Annotated in this window: 14 protein-coding genes; 5 read left to right on the top strand and 9 right to left on the bottom strand. The window is 71.0% G+C overall.

All coding sequences use genetic code 11. The features are described from left to right. Both CCN39_RS42115 and CCN39_RS42110 read left to right on the top strand, forming a co-directional pair. Window positions 1-470: nuclear transport factor 2 family protein (locus CCN39_RS42115; protein WP_086852080.1), on the top strand; the 470-nt coding region annotated here is incomplete at its 5' end. A gap of 339 nt (window positions 471-809) precedes the next feature. Continuing rightward, window positions 810-2,132, top strand: a complete 1,323-nt coding sequence (locus CCN39_RS42110; protein WP_244211253.1) for a cytochrome P450 family protein — start codon at window positions 810-812, stop codon at window positions 2,130-2,132. 308 nt (window positions 2,133-2,440) lie between these two features. Here the strand turns inward: CCN39_RS42110 and CCN39_RS42105 are convergent, their stop codons facing one another. From CCN39_RS42105 to rfbH, 3 genes are read right to left on the bottom strand one after another with little or no spacing between them, the layout of a single operon-like run. Beyond that, entirely contained in the window at window positions 2,441-2,770 is a 330-nt protein-coding gene (locus tag CCN39_RS42105; RefSeq protein WP_086852078.1) for a non-heme iron oxygenase ferredoxin subunit, read from the bottom strand. 11 nt (window positions 2,771-2,781) lie between these two features. Further along, entirely contained in the window at window positions 2,782-4,047 is a 1,266-nt protein-coding gene (locus CCN39_RS42100; protein ID WP_086852076.1) for a cytochrome P450 family protein, read from the bottom strand. Between the two features lie 59 nt (window positions 4,048-4,106). Beyond that, on the bottom strand, window positions 4,107-5,414 hold the full coding sequence (gene rfbH, locus CCN39_RS42095) for a lipopolysaccharide biosynthesis protein RfbH (protein ID WP_086852074.1): 1,308 nt from the start codon (window positions 5,412-5,414) through the stop codon (window positions 4,107-4,109). A 140-nt stretch (window positions 5,415-5,554) separates the two neighbouring features. Between rfbH and CCN39_RS42090 the strand changes: the two genes are divergently transcribed. Together CCN39_RS42090 and CCN39_RS42085 are read left to right on the top strand one after the other, a co-directional pair. Next, window positions 5,555-6,766: a glycosyltransferase gene (locus CCN39_RS42090; RefSeq protein ID WP_244211252.1), complete on the top strand. Its 1,212-nt coding sequence runs from the start codon at window positions 5,555-5,557 to the stop codon at window positions 6,764-6,766. Window positions 6,767-6,796: 30 nt separating this feature from the next. Further along, the gene (locus tag CCN39_RS42085; protein WP_086852082.1) at window positions 6,797-7,420 is read left to right on the top strand and encodes a dTDP-4-dehydrorhamnose 3,5-epimerase family protein; all 624 of its coding nucleotides are present in this window, start codon (window positions 6,797-6,799) and stop codon (window positions 7,418-7,420) included. Window positions 7,421-7,474: 54 nt separating this feature from the next. Here the strand turns inward: CCN39_RS42085 and CCN39_RS42080 are convergent, their stop codons facing one another. Beyond that, window positions 7,475-8,779 carry a class-III pyridoxal-phosphate-dependent aminotransferase gene (locus tag CCN39_RS42080; RefSeq protein ID WP_086852072.1) on the bottom strand — a complete coding sequence of 435 codons (1,305 nt, stop codon included), beginning with the start codon at window positions 8,777-8,779 and terminating at the stop codon, window positions 7,475-7,477. Window positions 8,780-8,798: 19 nt separating this feature from the next. Then, window positions 8,799-9,791, bottom strand: coding sequence for a Gfo/Idh/MocA family protein (locus CCN39_RS42075; protein ID WP_086852070.1), 993 nt, complete (start codon window positions 9,789-9,791; stop codon window positions 8,799-8,801). A gap of 169 nt (window positions 9,792-9,960) precedes the next feature. Between CCN39_RS42075 and CCN39_RS42070 the strand changes: the two genes are divergently transcribed. Then, window positions 9,961-11,370: an NDP-hexose 2,3-dehydratase family protein gene (locus tag CCN39_RS42070; RefSeq protein WP_086852068.1), complete on the top strand. Its 1,410-nt coding sequence runs from the start codon at window positions 9,961-9,963 to the stop codon at window positions 11,368-11,370. A 53-nt stretch (window positions 11,371-11,423) separates the two neighbouring features. On the opposite strand, the gene mhpA is transcribed toward CCN39_RS42070, so the two are convergent. From mhpA to CCN39_RS42050, 4 genes are read right to left on the bottom strand one after another with little or no spacing between them, the layout of a single operon-like run. Further along, on the bottom strand, window positions 11,424-12,929 hold the full coding sequence (mhpA, locus tag CCN39_RS42065; protein WP_086852066.1) for a bifunctional 3-(3-hydroxy-phenyl)propionate/3-hydroxycinnamic acid hydroxylase MhpA: 1,506 nt from the start codon (window positions 12,927-12,929) through the stop codon (window positions 11,424-11,426). Between the two features lie 15 nt (window positions 12,930-12,944). Continuing rightward, window positions 12,945-14,147 (bottom strand): phthiocerol/phthiodiolone dimycocerosyl transferase family protein, encoded by a 1,203-nt coding sequence (locus tag CCN39_RS42060; RefSeq protein ID WP_086852064.1) that lies wholly within the window; start codon window positions 14,145-14,147, stop codon window positions 12,945-12,947. Continuing rightward, on the bottom strand, window positions 14,144-14,923 hold the full coding sequence (locus CCN39_RS42055) for a thioesterase II family protein (protein WP_086852062.1): 780 nt from the start codon (window positions 14,921-14,923) through the stop codon (window positions 14,144-14,146). The genes CCN39_RS42060 and CCN39_RS42055 overlap by 4 nt, the downstream gene beginning before the upstream one ends. A 23-nt stretch (window positions 14,924-14,946) precedes the next feature. After that, window positions 14,947-16,221, bottom strand: coding sequence for a cytochrome P450 (locus tag CCN39_RS42050; RefSeq protein WP_086852060.1), 1,275 nt, complete (start codon window positions 16,219-16,221; stop codon window positions 14,947-14,949). Window positions 16,222-16,400 lie beyond the last annotated feature (179 nt).

Here is a 16,400-nt window from a genome sequence, read left to right as displayed (position 1 = left end):
CGGGTTGCGGTGCCGGCAGCGCGTCCGGCGCGGACGCACCCAAGACCGACGACCGAGGCGAGATCACCCAGCAGATCTACCGGTTCTACGCCGACATGGAAGACCGGCAGTTCGACAAGCTCAACACGGTGCTCGCCGACGGAGTCGTCGTCAAGACGCCCTTCGGTACCACCACCGGGCGCGACAAGGTCATCGCCCAGACGGCGGAAGCGGCCAAGCAGGAGGACCGCGCCCAGCACGTCGTGACCAACGTCCTCGTCGACGTGAACGGCGACAAGGCCACCGTGCGGGCGTTCGTCGACCAGCTCATCGGCAGCAGCAAGACGCCGCAGGGCAAGCTGGGCCCCCAGCCCACGACGACGGTCAATTCCCTGATGCGCTACGAAGCCACCAAAACGCCGGACGGCTGGCGCCTGTCCCACATCGAGGGCGACGTCCTGTGGGCCGCGCAGGCTCCGGCAGGGCAGTGACGAAGAGGTTCTGAGCACAGCCGGTGGCTTGAACCACCGACTGGGGGCCCGACTTTGCATCGGCCGCGAACCGTGTCTCTCGCGAGAGGCGTGGTTCGCGGCCGATTCGTTTCCGGAAACTTTCCCGGCTGTCCGGAGTGGAGAGTCCTGGCAGAAAAGGACACTACGGACATCTCGCGCAAAACCCCGCCCGAGATCGCGATTCAGGGGCTCTACCAGGTGAAAGGCGCCCTGAACTACCCACGTGGGTAATGGTTCCGGAGTGACGGCTGGGCGAATCTTGGCGGGACTTCCTCCGCGCAGCAACACTTCACCTGACCGCCCCTCGGGAGGGGAAACATGGATACCAGCAGCGAGACCTGCCCCGTGGACACCGGCAGCAGCGGGACCTGTCCCCTCGACATGAACGATCCGGAGCTGCTCCGCGATCCGTTCGGGGGCTACTCGCGGCTGCGCGAGGAGGGCCGCGTCGTCCGCGCCCTGTGGCCCGGCTCGACCACGCCGCTGTGGCTGTTCACCCGCTACGACGACGTCAAGGAGATGCTGGCGGACAAGCGGTTCGCGAACAACCCGGGCAGCGTGCCCGGTGCGGACGTCGAAAAGGTCCACCAGGAGCTGGTCGAGGCGCTGGGGCTCGAAGAGAAGTACATCAAGATCTTCACCAGCAGCCTGCTCGACGCCGACGGCGACGACCACGTCCGGTTGCGCCGGCTGGTTTCGCGGGCCTTCACCGCGCGGCGCGTCAACGACCTGCGCCCCCGGGTGGAGGAGATCACCGCGCGCCTGCTGGACGACCTGGAGCGGCAGGCGGCCGTGGACGACGAGGACGGCATCGGTGTCGTCGACCTCCTCGAGTACTTCACCTACAAGCTGCCGATCAACGTCATCTGCCAGCTGATCGGCATTCCCGAGCGCTACTGGCCGCAGTGGCGGCAGTGGGGCAAGGACGCGTTCTCGCTGGTTCCGGGCGCCCAGAACGAGCCGATGCGCGGCATGGTCGACCAGATCACCGAACTGGTCGCGCTGCGCCGCGCCGAGCCCGCCGACGACCTGCTGACCGGGCTGATCAACGCGCACGACGACGACGGCGGCGGCCTCACCGAGACCGAGCTGATCACCATGGTGCTGACGCTGGTGCTGGCCGGTACCGAGAACACCGCGCAGACGATCGGCAACGGCATGATCGCCCTGCTCACCCACCCCGACCAGCTGGCCGCCCTGCGCGCCGAACCCGAGCTGATGCCGGGGGCGGTCCACGAGCTGCTGCGCTGGTGCGGCGCGCTGCACAGCACGCAGTTCCGGCACGCGGTCGAGGACGTCGAGATCGCCGGCGCGAAGATCAAGCAGGGTGAGAAGACGATGGGCATGCTGGTGGCGGCCAACTACGACCCGCGCCACTTCGAGGACCCGATGCGCCTGGACATCCGCCGCCAGACCGACGGACAGCGCGAACTGCACGTCGGCTTCGGCGCGGGCCTGCACTACTGCCTGGGCGCGCACCTGGCCAAGCAGGAGTTCGAGGTGGCGTTCGCCGGCCTGATCAACCGCTTCCCGGACATGGAGCTGACCGGCCCGCCGGAGGACCTGGACCGCGGCAACATGCCCGGCTCGTGGCGGCTCAAGCGCCTCCCGGTCCGGTTAAAGGGCGCGGCCCAGGCTTAGCACATCGACGGAGCCCGTGACGAAGCCGCGGGCTCGCCCATGCCCGGCTCGCCGTCTCCCGATCCCCGGGTTGAAAAGGGGAACCGGTGACGACGAGCCGGGCATGATCGTTTTCACGCTGCGAACGACGAGGCTGCCCACTCAGGAACGATTCCTCGCTCGAGACGCCCGCCGAAGGGACGGCCCGTGCCGCGTCGGGACTGTTCTGCAGGCGGTCGAGCGGCAGTTTCTCGCCAGGCGAAGCCCTTTTTCGTGCCCACGAAAAAGGCCGTTCACGGGAAACCCGTGAACGGCCCTTCGCGGGTCGATCAGTTGACCGCGGTGCCGGCGTCCACGAACACGTCGTCACCCTCGACGTGCACCCGGTAGACGTCCACCGGTTCGGTGCCGGGCGCGACGGACGGTTCGCCCGTCCGCAGGTCGAAGCACGCGCCGTGCATCCAGCACTCGATGCCCTTGTCGGTCACCTCGCCCTCCGACAGGCGCTGGAACGCGTGCGAGCACTCGTCCCGCAGGGCGTGCACCTCGTCGCCGTCGCGCACCAGCACGACGGGGACGTCCCCCACCTTGACGGCGAACGGCTTCCGGTCACCGAGGTCGGACAACGAGCACACCTTGGTCACATTCGGCGTACGCATGGCTTCCCCGTTCAGGACTTCGGTGCGACAAGGCGCACCGGGAGGTCCTTGGTGCGGGTGAAGCCGGGCCGCAGGATCCACGGGATCTCCTTGCGCGGCACCGCCAGCGTCATGTCCGGGAACCGCGTGTACAGCCCGCGCAGCGCCACCTCCGCCTCCAGGTAGGCGACGTGCTGGCCGAGGCAGCGGTGGATGCCCTTGCCGAAGCCGAGGTGGCTCTCGCTGCCGACGGCGAGCCGGTCGATCTTCAGCTTCTCCGGCTCGGGGAACTTCCGCGGGTCGCTGTTGGCCGCCATGATCAGCGGCACGATCGGCATCCCGCGCGGGATCACCGTGCCGCCCACCTCGATGTCCTCGGTGGCGAACCGCGGCTGGCCGAACTGGATCGGGCCCAGGCGCTGCAGCTCGCGCACGGCCTGCGGCCACAGCGTCGGGTCCGCCTTCAGCCGCGCGAGCTCGTCCGGGTGCTCGTGCAGGGCCAGCACCGAGTTGCCGATCAGGTAGGTCGTCGTCTGGTGCCCGGCGGTGACCAGGCTGAACAGGATGCCGACCAGCTCGTCGTCGGTGGCGATGCCGGGGTTCTTGGCCTGCGCCTCGACGAGCGCGGTGACCATGTCGTCCTTCGGCTCGGCCCGCCGCCGCTCGATCATCCCGCGGGCGGCGATGAGGGTCTTGCGGACCTCCTCGGGCAGCCGCTTGCCGTCCAGGGTGGCCATCGCGTCACTCCACGCGCGCCACTGCGGGCGGTCTTCCTCGTCGACGCCGACCAGCTCGCAGATCACCGTGACCGGCAGCGGGTAGCAGTACTTGTCGACGAGGTCGACCGGCGTGCCGTCGCCACCCTCGGCTTCCAGCTTGTCGAGCAGCTCGGCGGTGAGGGCCTCGACGCGGGGGCGGAACTTGCCGACCCGGTGCGCGGTGAGCGCGTAGGAGACCAGCTTGCGCAGCCGGGCGTGCTCCTCGCCGTCGGAGGCGTTGATGAGGTTCTTCAGCCAGGGGATCAGCTCCTCCGGCATGTCCAGGTGCCGGAACACGCCGTTGCGGATGTCCTCGGCGGGCGAGTCGGCCAGCGGGTTGCACTGGAACCGCTGGTCCATCAGGACCTGGCGCACGTCTTCGTAGCGGGCAGCCAGGTACATCGGCGGCCCGCCCATGAAGCCGCCGATCTGCAGCGTCGGTGCCTCGCGGACCGCGGCGTGCGCTCCCCACGGGTCGGCGACCACTTCCGGGGAGAACAGGTCGACCGGTTCGGCCGAAGTCTCGGCAGTGGTGGTCATGGGTTCTTCCTTTCGTGTTGGATCCGGTAGCGCACAGTCCGTTGTGGACGCTCGCGCGGTCAGTGCGTGGCGACGAACTCCTTGAGCGTGCCGATCACGTACTCGATCATCTCCGTGGTGATCCCCGGGTAGACGCCGATCCAGAACGTCCGCTCGGTGACGATGTCGCTGTTGGTCAGCGGGCCGGCGATGCGCTGCGGCTTGCCGATGTAGGCGGGGTGGCGGGTCAGGTTGCCGGCGAACAGCCGCCGGGTGCGGATGTTGCGCGCTTCGAGGTGGTCGACGACCTCCGGGACGTCGAAGCCCGCGTCCGGCTGCACGGTGATGATGAAGCCGAACCAGCTCGGGTCGCTGCCCGGCGTCGCCTCCGGCAGGAGCAGCCCGGGCAGGCCGTCCAGGCCTTCGCGCAGCTGGCGCCAGTTGCGCTTGCGGGCCTCGATGAAGTCCGGCAGCTTCGCCAGCTGGCTCAGCCCGAGCGCGGCGTGGATGTCGGTGCTCTTGAGGTTGTAGCCGACCTCGGAGAAGACGTACTTGTGGTCGTAGGCCTCCGGCAGCGTGCCGAGGTGCAGGTCGAACCGCTTCAGGCAGCGGTCGTCCTCGCCGGGCTCGCACCAGCAGTCGCGGCCCCAGTCGCGGAACGACTTCGCCAGCTTGGCCAGCTTGATGTCCGAGGACAGCAGCATGCCGCCCTCACCCATGGTCAGGTGGTGGGCGGGGTAGAAGGAGACCGTCGAGAACCGGCCGAACGTGCCGGTGAGCTGCCCGTTGTAGGTCGAGCCGACGGCGTCGCAGTTGTCCTCGATCAGGTGCAGGTCGTGCCGCTTGGCGAGCTCGGCGACTTCCGCCACGGGGAACGGATTTCCCAGCGTGTGCGCGATCATGATGGCGCGGGTGCGCGGGGAGATCGCCGCCTCGACCCGTTCGGCCGTCGTGTTGTACGTGCCGAGCTCGATGTCGACGAACACCGGGATCATGCCGTTCTGCAGGATCGGGTTCACCGTGGTCGGGAAGCCGGCCGCGACCGTGACGACCTCGTCGCCCGGCTTGAGCTGCTCGTCGCCCAGCGTCGGCGAGGTCAGGGTGCTCAGCGCCAGCAGGTTCGCCGACGAGCCCGAGTTCGTCAGCACCGCCTTGCGCCGCTTGAGTTTCCGGGCGAAGGACGATTCGAACTTCGTCGCGATGGTGCCGGAGGCGATGCGCAGGTCGAGCGCGGCGGCCACCAGGGCTTCGCGGTCGGCGGCGTCCAGCACGGCCCCGGACGACAGGATCGGTGTCTGCCCCGGGATGAACGGCGCCGGCCCGGAGGACTGCGCGTCGTGGTAGTCGCGGACCTGCGCCAGCAGGTCCGATCGGGCTGAGTCGACCATGTCGTATCGATTCCCTACGGACGAGTGCGGGTTTGTCGCGGGCTAACGCACAAGTCACGCTAGAAGCGCCGGGATCGAGCGGCATCCCCCAACGTGGTAGGGCCGTGCCGGGCGAGCGGCGGAGACTACCCGCGTTGGTGATGGCCCCGGGCACCCGCGTGGGCAAGCTGGAGCCGACCACGAGCCAGCCCTGGGAGGACGATCTTGTGAAGGTTCTTAATCTTGCCGGGGTAGCCCCGTCGACCGTGTTCAGCCACGTCCCGCTCGCGAACGCGCTGCGCAACGCCGGGCACCAGGTCATGACGACCGCGTCGGTCGACGAAATGCTCGACACGATCACCGGCGTCGGGCTGTCCGCCGTGCGCACCACCGCCGAAGGGGTGTCCCCGCGGCAGATCATCGCCGAGAGCGGCCTGACCCACGTGCCCCAGGACCCCCGGGAACGCGAGATCATGGCGGGCCGCTGGTACGCGCACATGGAGTACGTGACCCTCGACGCCCTGCTGGCGTTCAGCAAGGACTGGCGCCCGGACGTCATCATCAGCGGTGTCACCTCCTACGCCGGGCCCCTGCTCGCCGCCCACCTGGGCGTGCCCTACGTGCGCCACGCCTGGGACATCCACAGCCCGGAGCTGATGGATTCGGGCGCCGAGGAGCAGCTGCGCGACCAGCTGACCGAGCTCGGCCTGACCGGCCTGCCCGAGCCCGCCATGACGATCGAAATCGCGCCGCCCAGCCTGCTGCCGGCGGAAGCCGCTTCGGCGCAGCTGATGCGGTGGGTCCCGGGGAACTCGCAGGCCATCGTGGAACCGTGGATGTACACGAAGGGCGCCGGCACCCGGATCGGCGTCACCGTCGGCACCGGGGTCGCGAGCTACAACCAGTACGACTTCCTGCAGGGCGTCGTCGAGCAGATCGCGACGCTGGACGCCGAAGTCGTCGTCGCCGTGACCGAGGACGCCCTGCCGGAACTGCGCGAGCGGCTGAAGAACGTGCGGGCGGGCTGGATCCCGCTGGACGTCGTCGCGCCCACCTGTGACGTCCTGGTGCACCAGACCGGCGGCAGCACGATGATGACGGGGCTGACCCACGGCGTCCCCCAGGTGCTCATCCCCGACCCCAACCAGTACCGCGCCTGCGACATGGCCCGCCGGCTCGCCGAAACCGGCGCCGCGGCCGTGCTTTCGCCGGAGGAAGCCACGAGCGAAGTGATCGCGAAGACGTGCGGCGAGCTGGTCGCCGACCCGTCCTACGCCGCCGCCGCGCGCGGGCTCGCCGGGGAGATCGCCGCCCTGCCGTCGCCGAACGAGGTGGCGCTGCGCATCGAGCGGCTCGTCCGGGAAGCGTCCTGACCGGACATGGGCAGCGTCACGACCCGGAGCATGACCGTACGGCCGCTCGCCATCGACGGCGCCCACCTCGTCTCGTCCAAGTCCTTCGGTGACGGCCGCGGCGACTTCTTCGAGGTCTACCGCGAGGACGTGCTGACCGAGGCGCTCGGGTACCGGCCGCGGTTCCTGCAGACCAACGTCTCGACGTCCTGCCGCAACGTCGTCCGCGGCGTGCACGGGGCGATGACCCCGCCCGGCCTGGCCAAGTTCGTCACGTGCCTGCGGGGTTCGCTGCTCGACTTCGTCGTCGACGTGCGGACGGGCTCGCCGACGTTCGGCCAGTGGGACATGATCGTGCTCAACCAGCACGGCGGCACGGCGGTCTACGTCGAGGAAGGCCTCGGGCACGCCTTCGTGGCGCTCGAGGACGACACGTGCGTCCAGTACCTGCTGTCCGACCTCTACCGGCCGGCGGAGGTGCTCACCGTGCAGCCCCTCGACCCCGAGATCGGCCTGCCGCTGAACCTGCCGGGCGAGCCCATCCTGTCCGAGCGGGACGCGGCCGCGCCGACGCTGCGGGAGGCCGGTGAGCTGGGTCTGCTGCCGCGGTACGAGGAGTGCCTGGCGCTGCGGGCCACCCGCGTCCGGCTGACCGAGGCGGCCGCCGCTTCCTGAACCGCTCGCAACGGAAAAAGGCCCGGGACCGCGGTCCCGGGCCTTTTCCCGTGCTCAGCTCAGCTGGGTCAGTGCCGTGCGCAGCGTCTCGCCGAGGAAGTCGAGGTCGGCGTCGGACGCGTTCAGCGGCGGGGCCACCAGCAAACCTTCCCCCGTGCGGTCGGGGCGGAATCCGACGTACGGGTACAGCAGCAGCCCCTTGCTCCGGGTGATCCGCATGACGTCGCCGAGGGTCCCGGCGGCCAGCTCGATGCCGAAGAAGTAGCCCAGCCCGCGGACGTCGGTCACCACCGACTGGCCGCGCACCGCGTCGGCCACGAGCCGGCCGAGGGCCGCGCCGCGGACTTCGTCGCGGTCGAGGGCACCGAGGTCCTCCAGCACCGACAGCACCGCCAAGCCGGCCCGGCCCTGCAGCGGCGTCGCCGACATCGTGCCCATCAGCGGCAGCCACTTGCCGCTGGTCATGATGTCCTCGGCCAGGTTCGGCGAGAGCATCGTGGCGGCCAGCGGGACGTACCCCGCGCCGAGGCCCTTCGACAGCGTGACGATGTCCGCCGCCGAGCCCGGCGTGTGGTGCGAAGCCAGGGGGAGCCCGGTGCGGCCCAGCCCGGTGAGGACCTCGTCGTGGATGACGAGGACGCCGAACTCGTCGCAGACCTCGCGCAGCGCCTTCAGGTACCCGGCCGGCGGGACGTACCCGCCGCCGGTGGTGCCGTTGACCGGTTCCATCAGCACCGCGGCGACGGTCTCCGGGCCGGCCGCGACGATCGCGTCGCGCACCGCCCGCACGCACTCGACGCGGCAGGCGGGGAACGGGCAGTCGAGGTGCTGGCCGGGGTAGGGCGGGTTGAACGCGGGGGCGAGGCCGAAACTGTCGTCCTCGTGCGGCCGCCGCGACCGGTGGCCGGACAGCGCGAGCACGAACGCGCTGTTGCCGTGGTAGCCCAGCGACGACGTCAGGATCTTGTGCCGGCCCTCTTCGCCGCGGGCGCGTTGCACCAGCCGGGCCAGCGCGATGGCGGATTCCGTCGCGTGCGTGCCGGTGGGGGTGAACATGACCCGGTCGTCCGGCCGGTGCACCGCCCGCGCGGTGGCCGCGGCCAGCTGTTCCATCAGGTCGGGCGCGAACGTGCCGGGGCTCGCGTAGGTGCAGATCCCGACCTGGTCCCGCAGTGCCTCGACCACCGTGGGGTGGGCGTGGCCGATGTTCACGTTGACGATCCCGCTGGCGCCGTCGAGGTAGCGCGTGCCGTCGGAGGCGTACACCCACGACCCGGCGGCGTGGCTGTAGGGGATCGGGGGGATCTGCAGCCGGGCCGCCAGCAGCTGGGACGGCGCTTTCTGCGCGGTCGTGGTCACGATCGAATTCCTCCTGGCCTCAGCCCACCGGCTCGGTGGCGTGATCGACGTAGAGCCTCGCCTTGGTGCGGATGTCGTCGACGAGCACGGCTTGCCGCAGCACGTCGTCGTTGTCGGGGAGCCGTCCCGAACGGACGGCGGCCGCGAAGGCGGCCAGGGTGTTCGCCACCTGGTCGTCGGGCGGCAGCGGGAGCTCCTCGGCCTTCGACCGCCGTTCCAGTCGAATGACCGGGACGTGGTCCGCCGGCGGGGTGAAGGCGTGGTCGAGGACGAGCCGGCCTTCACTGCCCCAGAGCTCGTAGCCGGACCGGTAGGCGTGGTCGATCCCGAAGGTCGCGGACGCGCTCACGCCGTCGCCGGTGCACAGCAGGGCGTGCCCGGCCGACTCGACCGGCCGGCCGTGGCGCCGGGTGAGCACCGCGCCGACGACGTCGATTTCGCTGCCCAGGAAGGACATCGCCGCGCGCACCGGGTAGACCCCGGTGTCCAGCAGGGCACCGCCGCCGAGCTCGGCGCGGTGCCGGATGTCGCCGGGCGGGCGGGCCGGCACGGCGAACGCGGCGTGGAACGCGCGCAGCTCCCCGATGGCGCCGTCGGCGAGCAGTTCCCGGACCGCGCCGTGCTGGCTGTGGTGGAGGAACATGACGTTCTCCATCAGCACGAGCCCGGCCGCCCGCGCGGCTTCGATCAGCGCACGGGTCTGCGCCACGCTGGTGGTCAAGGGTTTCTCGGCGAGCACGTGCTTGCCGGCGGCCAGCGCCCGCTCGATCCAGCCGGCGTGGGCGGAGTTCGGCAGCGGGAGGTAGACGGCTTCGACGTCGTCGAGGTCCAGCAGCGCGGCATAGCCTTCGACCGGCCGGCAGCCATAGGCCCGGGCGGTTTCCGCGGCCTTGCCGGCGTCCCGGCTGGCGATCGCCGCGATCTCCGTGCCGGGTGCGGCCGCCATGGCCGGGAGCAGCTTCCGGAGGGCGATGCTCGCGCACCCCATGATCCCGATGCGCAGTGGGGCCACCGGATCTCCTTCGCGCGGTTCGGGCATCGTCGGAGTCTTCACGCTAGGACGGCCGCGCGGGTCCGGGCATCCCTCGTCCTGATAGCGATCGACCGTCCTATCAGGTCGGGGGATGCCCGCCGGGGGATGGCCGTCCTACGCTCGCCGGACGCCGAGGAAGGGGAGTGACGTGGTCCACAGCGCGATTCACGAGGACACGGCCCGGGACGGACGCTCCGAAGACGCGGTCATGTCCATGGCGGACTTCCACTCCTGGTTCAACGCGCGGGCCCGCGCGAACAGCTTCCGGGTGGACCGGATCCCGTTCGCGGACCTGTCGGGCTGGGACTTCGAGCCGGACACCGGCAACCTGGTGCACGCGAGCGGCCGGTTCTTCTCCGTCGAGGGCCTGCGGGTGCGCACCGACCGGCCCTGGGTGAGCGAATGGGCCCAGCCGATCATCGTGCAGCCGGAGATCGGCGTGCTCGGCATCCTCGTCAAGCGGTTCGACGGTGTCCCGCACTGCCTGATGCAGGCGAAGATGGAGCCGGGCAACATCAACGGCCTGCAGATCTCGCCGACCGTGCAGGCCACCCGCAGCAACTACATGAAGGTCCACGGCGGCGCGGCCACCAAGTACATGGAGTACTTCCGGCCCGGCTCCCGCGGCCGCGTGCTGTTCGACGGGCTGCAGTCCGAGCAGGGCTCCTGGTTCCTGCACAAGCGCAACCGCAACATCGTCGTGGAGACCGACGACGACGTCCCGCTGGACGAGGACTTCTGCTGGCTGACGCTCGACCAGATCCGGCGCCTGCTGCGGCTGGACCACATGGTGAACATGGACTCCCGGACCGTCCTCGCGTGCGTCCCGCCCGCGTTGGCACGACCGGACGACCGGCTCGCCGGCGACGGCTCGTTCGTCGAAGCGGTCCACCGGTCGCTGTCCGGCCGCGGCCGGGCCCTGCACGAACCCGGGCACATCCTCAGCTGGCTCACCGAGGTGCGCGCCCGCCAGGAGCTGGTGCAGCGCCGGGTGCCGCTCAAGGAGATCGCCGAGGACGGCTGGCAGCTCGGCCACGACGTCATCGACCACCGCGACGGCAAGTACTTCGACGTCGTCGCGGTGTCCGTGGAGGCCAGCAACCGCGAGGTCACCGCGTGGACCCAGCCGCTGGTGGCGCCCCGGCAGTCGGGCCTGCTCGCGTTGCTGGTCAAGCGGATCGGCGGCACGCTGCACGCCCTGGTGCAGGCCCGCAGCGACGCGGGCACGCTCAACATCGCCGAGCTGACCGCGACCGTGCACTGCCAGCCCGGCAACTACGCCGACGCACCGGCGGAGTACCGCCCGCCGTACCTCGACTACGCGCTCGCGGCCTCGACCGGACGCGTGCGGCTGGACGTCGTCCATTCCGAGGAAGGCGGCCGGTTCTACCACGCGCAGAACCGCTACCTGGTGATCGAGGTCGAGGACGACTTCGCCCCCGAGCCCGACGACCGGTTCCTCTGGACGACGCTGAGCCAGCTGATGTCCCTGCTGTCGCACAGCAACTACCTGACGGTGGAACTGCGCAGCCTGATGGCCGGGATGCGCAGCTTCTGAACCGGCGAAGGGGGCCGGTCCTGCGGGACCGGCCCCCTTCGCCGTGTCCGGGCTCAGCCGGTCGGCACCGCGGCGCGCAGCCGGTTGCGCAGGTCGTCGACCAGGGCTTCGAGCCCGCCCGGGCCGGCCGTGCCGAAGACGTGGTAGTCCGGCCGCACCAGCAGTGAAGCCGCCCCGAACCGGGCCAGGAACGGCCGGTAGACGTCGTCGACGTCCACGGTGCCGTCCAGCCGGACGACGTGCGTCCCGATCTCGGCGAGGAACTCCGAGCCGGCCTCCTCGGTGGTCAGCAGCACGAAACCCCGGCCGACGACGTCGTCGAACAGCCCGGTCGCGTCGCCCACCCGCACCCGGCCCTGCGGCACGACCACCCCCGCGCCCGGGCTTTCGTGCCGCAGCCCGCCGCTCAGCGGTTTCGCCGGTTCCGGACGGCCCGCGGGCTTGCCGCGGCGGTTGGCCAGCACGGTCGCGTCCCGCTCGGCGGCGGCCGCCGGGTCCGTCACGCAGATCACCCGGCCCAGCTGGACCGACGCCAGGATGGCCTCCCGGGCCTGCTCCCGGCGCTCGTCCCCGTAACTGTCCAAAAGGGACTCCGAAGCCAGGCCGCGGAGCGTGAGGTCCAGTTTCCACGCCAGGTTGGTGACGTCGCGGATGCCGGAGCACATGCCCTGCCCGGCGAACGGCGGCATCAGGTGCGCCGCGTCGCCGGCCAGCAGGACGTGCCCCACCCGCCAGCGGTCGGCCCACCGGGCCTGGAAGATGTAGGTGGTGCTGCGCAGCAGGGTGGCAGTCTCGGGGGTGACGCCGTAGGGCGCCATCAGCCGCCACGCCGTCTCGTCCTTGTTCAGCTCGGCCGCGCTTTCGCCCGGCAGCCGCATGAACTCCCAGCGACGGCGGCCGGGACCGCTGCCCACCAGCGTCGTGGGCCGCGCCGGGTCGCAGATCTGCACGTTCGTCGGGACGAACTCGCGCGGCTCGTTCAGCTGGACGTCGCAGAGCAGCCACTCGTAGGAGAAGCCGAGGTCGGTCACCGGCACGTCGAGGTGCTCGCGCACGAAGCTGTTCGCGCCGTCGCACCCCACGACCCACCGCGCCGAAATGGTCCGCGACACCTCGTCGGCGTCGGTCGCGGTCACCTGGACCAGCGCGTCGCCGTCGGCGATGGCCACGACTTCGTGTCCGCGCAGCACGGTGATCCCCGGCAGGTCCCGCACCCGCGCGGCGATGAGCTCTTCCAGCGCCGGCTGGTGCATGGTGTTCGCGTCCGGCCAGCCGTACCGGCCTTCGGTGGTGAAGGCGATGTCCAGCAGCGTCCGCCCGTCGGCGGTCTGCCACTGGTAGCCGTTGGCCGGCGCGGTGATCCGCCCGAGGTCCGGCCCGATGCCGGTGGCGGCCAGCAGCCGGGCGGTCTCGCCGTCGAAGCTGGTCGCCCGTGGCAGCTTGTACGGCCGGGGCCGGCGTTCGAGCACCGTCACCCGCCAGCCGCGCTGGGCCAGCAGCACCGACAGGGTGGCGCCGATCGGGCCGTTGCCGACGATGACGACGTCCGTGTCCGTCAAGGGAACCTCACAGGGTCACAGCTCACGAGTCAGGCGGGCCAGCCGTTCGCGCACGCGGTCCACCCGCTGCGGCAGCGACGGATCGCCTTCGGGCCAGCCCAGGTCGATGCCCGCCCGGCCGCCGAACGTGCTCAGCACGTAGCCGCCGAGCGCGATGGTCTCCCGCATCCGGGACGCGGAGTGCAGGTTGGTCAGCCGCAGGCCGTCCGGGGTGCGCATCGGCGGGGCGACGCCCCAGTTCATGATGCTGACCACGGCGAGGGCGAGCTTCGGGTCCCACGGCTTCGCGGCGGCGGGCTTGCTGAACATGTCCAGGATGCTGCGCTGCACGGAACCGTCGGCCAGGCCGGCCCGCAGCTGCGCGCCGATCGCCCGGCCGATCGCGACGGCGTCGTGCGGGATCCCGTCGGTCACCTTGAACCCGACGCCGCCGAGCACGTTCGTGCCCTCGGTCGCGCCGACCGGCGGCGTCAGCCTGCTGCGCAGGTTCACCGAGTACCGGTAGACGAGGTCGGTCAGCGGCAGGTCGCGGAGCTCGGCCTCGGCGAGCAGGACCGCGCCCGACACCAGGCCGTTGATCGTCACCTTCTCGCGGTGGCCGAGGTTCGCCAGCGCCGTCGTTTCGGCCTCGGTCAGCCGGTGCTGGACGACGTGCCGGACGACCGGGTCCGGCCGGTTCTCCGCGGGCGGCGGGGCCAGTGGTGCCGCCGGGCCGCTCGCGTGGATGCCGCGCTCGGCCAGCAGGTCTTCCAGCGACCGCGGGTACGGGTGCCGGACCGGGTCGAGCGGGACGCCCTCGACGACGTCGGTGTAGCAGGACCACAGCGCCGAGAGGATCGCGGTGGCGTGGTGGGCGTCGGCGACGCTGTGCTGGATCGCCAGGCAGACACTGGCTTCGTCGCCGTCGCGGACGACGTTGAGCGCGCTCAGCGAGCGGCTCTGGTCGAGGTCCAGGCCCGCCAGCGGCCGGGACGGGTCGCCGTCGGCGAACCGGATTTCCGGCCGCGAGTGGGACTCGGCGAGCACCGCGCCTTCGTCGGTGAACTCGACCCGGGCCGAGAGCTGCGGATAGGCGCGGCAGACCGCTTCGAACGCCGTGGTCAGCGCCTCGGGATCGAGCCGGCCCTCGGCGTGCACGGTGTACCCGATGTAGGCCTCCCGGGCGGCGTGGACGCTCTCGCTGGGCGCCAGTGCCCGCCGGACAGCGGCTCGTGTCACGAGTTCCTCCCCGTGGATCCGGTCAGCGCGGGGCCGGCCAGCTTCTCCGTCACCGTCGCGATGATCGGGGCGGCCTGGTCGACCAGGAAGAAGTGGCCGCCCGGCAGCACCCGCAGCTCCGCCGGCCCGGTGGTGTGCTCTTCCCAGGCACGGGCCTCCTCGACCGACACCCGCGGATCGCGGTCGCCGGTGAACACCGTGACCGGGCAGTCCAGCCGCCGTCCGGGCTCGTGCCGGTACGTCTCGACCGCGCGGTAGTCGCTGCGGATCGCGGGCAGGACCATGGCCAGCAGCTCGGGATCGGCGAGCATGGCCGCGTCGGAACCGCCGAGCTTCCGCAGCTCGGCGACGAGCCGGTCGTCCGAAACGCCGCGGAAGTCGTCGTCGCGGTAGCGCGACGGCGCCCGCCGCCCGGACGCGAACAGGTGCACCGGTGCGGGCAGCCCGGCGTCGGGCATCCGCACCGCGACCTCGTACCCGATGATCGCGCCCATGCTGTGCCCGAACAGGGCCAGCGGCCGGTCGTCGACCGAGCGCAGCACTTCGAGGAGCCGGTTGGTCAGCCCGCCGATGCTGTCGACGGGCGGCTCGTGGCGCCGGTCCTGGCGGCCCGGGTACTGGACCGCCAGGACCTCCACCGCGGGAGCGAGGGCCTTGGCGAGCGGGAAGAAGAAGCTGGCCGAGCCGCCGGCGTGGGGCAGGCACACGAGCCGCGCTCGCGCGTCCGGTGCCCGCTCGAACCGGCGTAACCACTTTTCGGCGTCAGGTCGGTGCACGGCGGATCGCCTTTCGCGGGGAGCTAAACGAGCTTCAGGGGGAGCGTCTTGGTCCGGGTGAACGCCGGCCGCAGGATCCACGGGATCTCCTCCCGCGGCACCGCGAGGGCCAGGTCCGGGAACCGGGTGAACAGCCCGTGCAGCGCCACCTCGGCCTCCTGGTAGGCGAGGTGCTGGCCCAGGCAGCGGTGGATGCCCTTGCCGAAGGACAGGTGCATCTCGTTGGCGACGCTCAGCCGGTCGATGATCAGCTTGTCCGGCTCGTCGAACTTGCGCGGGTCGGTGTTGGCGGCCAGCAGCAGCGGCGCGACCGGTGTCCCCCGCGGGATCGTGACGCCGCCGAGTTCGACGTCCTCCGACGGGAAGCGCGCCTGCGTGAACTGGAGCGGGCCCAGCCGCTGCAGCTCGCGCACGGCCTGCGCCCACAGCGCCGGCTCGGCCTTCAGCCGCGCGAGCTGGTCGGGGTGCTCCAGCAGGAAGAGCACCGAGTTCCCGATCAGGTAGGTCGTCGTCTGGTGCCCGGCCGTCACCAGGCTGAACAGGATCCCGACGATCTCGTCGTCGGAAACCCGGCTCGGGTCTTCGGCCTGGGCCTGCACGAGCGCGGTGACCAGGTCGTCCTTCGGTTCGACGCGCCGGCGGGCCATCAGCTCCCGCGAGAGGGCGATGCACGTGCGCAGGGCGGGCGGGATGTTCGGGCCGTCCATGGTCGCCATCGCGTTGCCCCAGGCGTGCCAGGCGGCGCGGTCGGGCTCGTCGATGCCGACCAGCTCGCAGATGACCGTGACCGGCAGCGGGAAGCAGAACTCCTCGACGATGTCGACCGCCGAGCCGTCCTTGCCCTGCTCCGCCATCTTGTCGAGCAGGTCCTCGGTGATCTTCTCGACGCGCGGGCGCAGCGCGTTGACGCGGCGCCCGGTCAGCGCGTACGAGACCAGCTTGCGCAGCCGCGTGTGGTCCTCGCCGTCGGCGGTGTTCAGCTTGTTGGCCATCCACGGGATGAGGTCTTCGGGGAAGTTCATCGCCTTGAAGACGCCGTCGCGGATGTCGGCCAGCGGCGAGTCTTCCGGCGGGTTGGTGAGGAAGCGCGGGTCGGTGAGGACCGTGAGGACGTCCTCGTAGCGGGTGGCCAGCCACATGTCCGGCCCGCCCATCATGGTGCCGAGGTTCAGCGTCCCGGTGTGGGGCAACGGCTCTTCGCGCAACCGCGCGTACCAGCCGAACGGGTCGGCGACCACTTCCGGTGAGAAGAGGTCGACCGGCTTGGCCGAAGGCTTGGCGGTGGCGGTCATGGCCATCCCTTCCTGGTGCCGACGCGGGTGGTCCCGCTCGCGTGCGGCGGGCCCGGATTCGGACGGTAGGGAAGGGACGCCCGGTTGAGCATCCCCCAACCTGACAGTGCTGGGCCTGTTGTCCTTTGTGGACTGTTTCGGTGCGGCCCCGGTGCTATCAGAACGAGGGATGCCCGGCCGGGCAT

The organism is Amycolatopsis kentuckyensis (genome assembly GCF_002155975.1).
Classification (GTDB): Bacteria; Actinomycetota; Actinomycetes; order Mycobacteriales; family Pseudonocardiaceae; genus Amycolatopsis; species Amycolatopsis kentuckyensis.
This window is presented reverse-complemented; position numbering and strand designations above follow the sequence as displayed.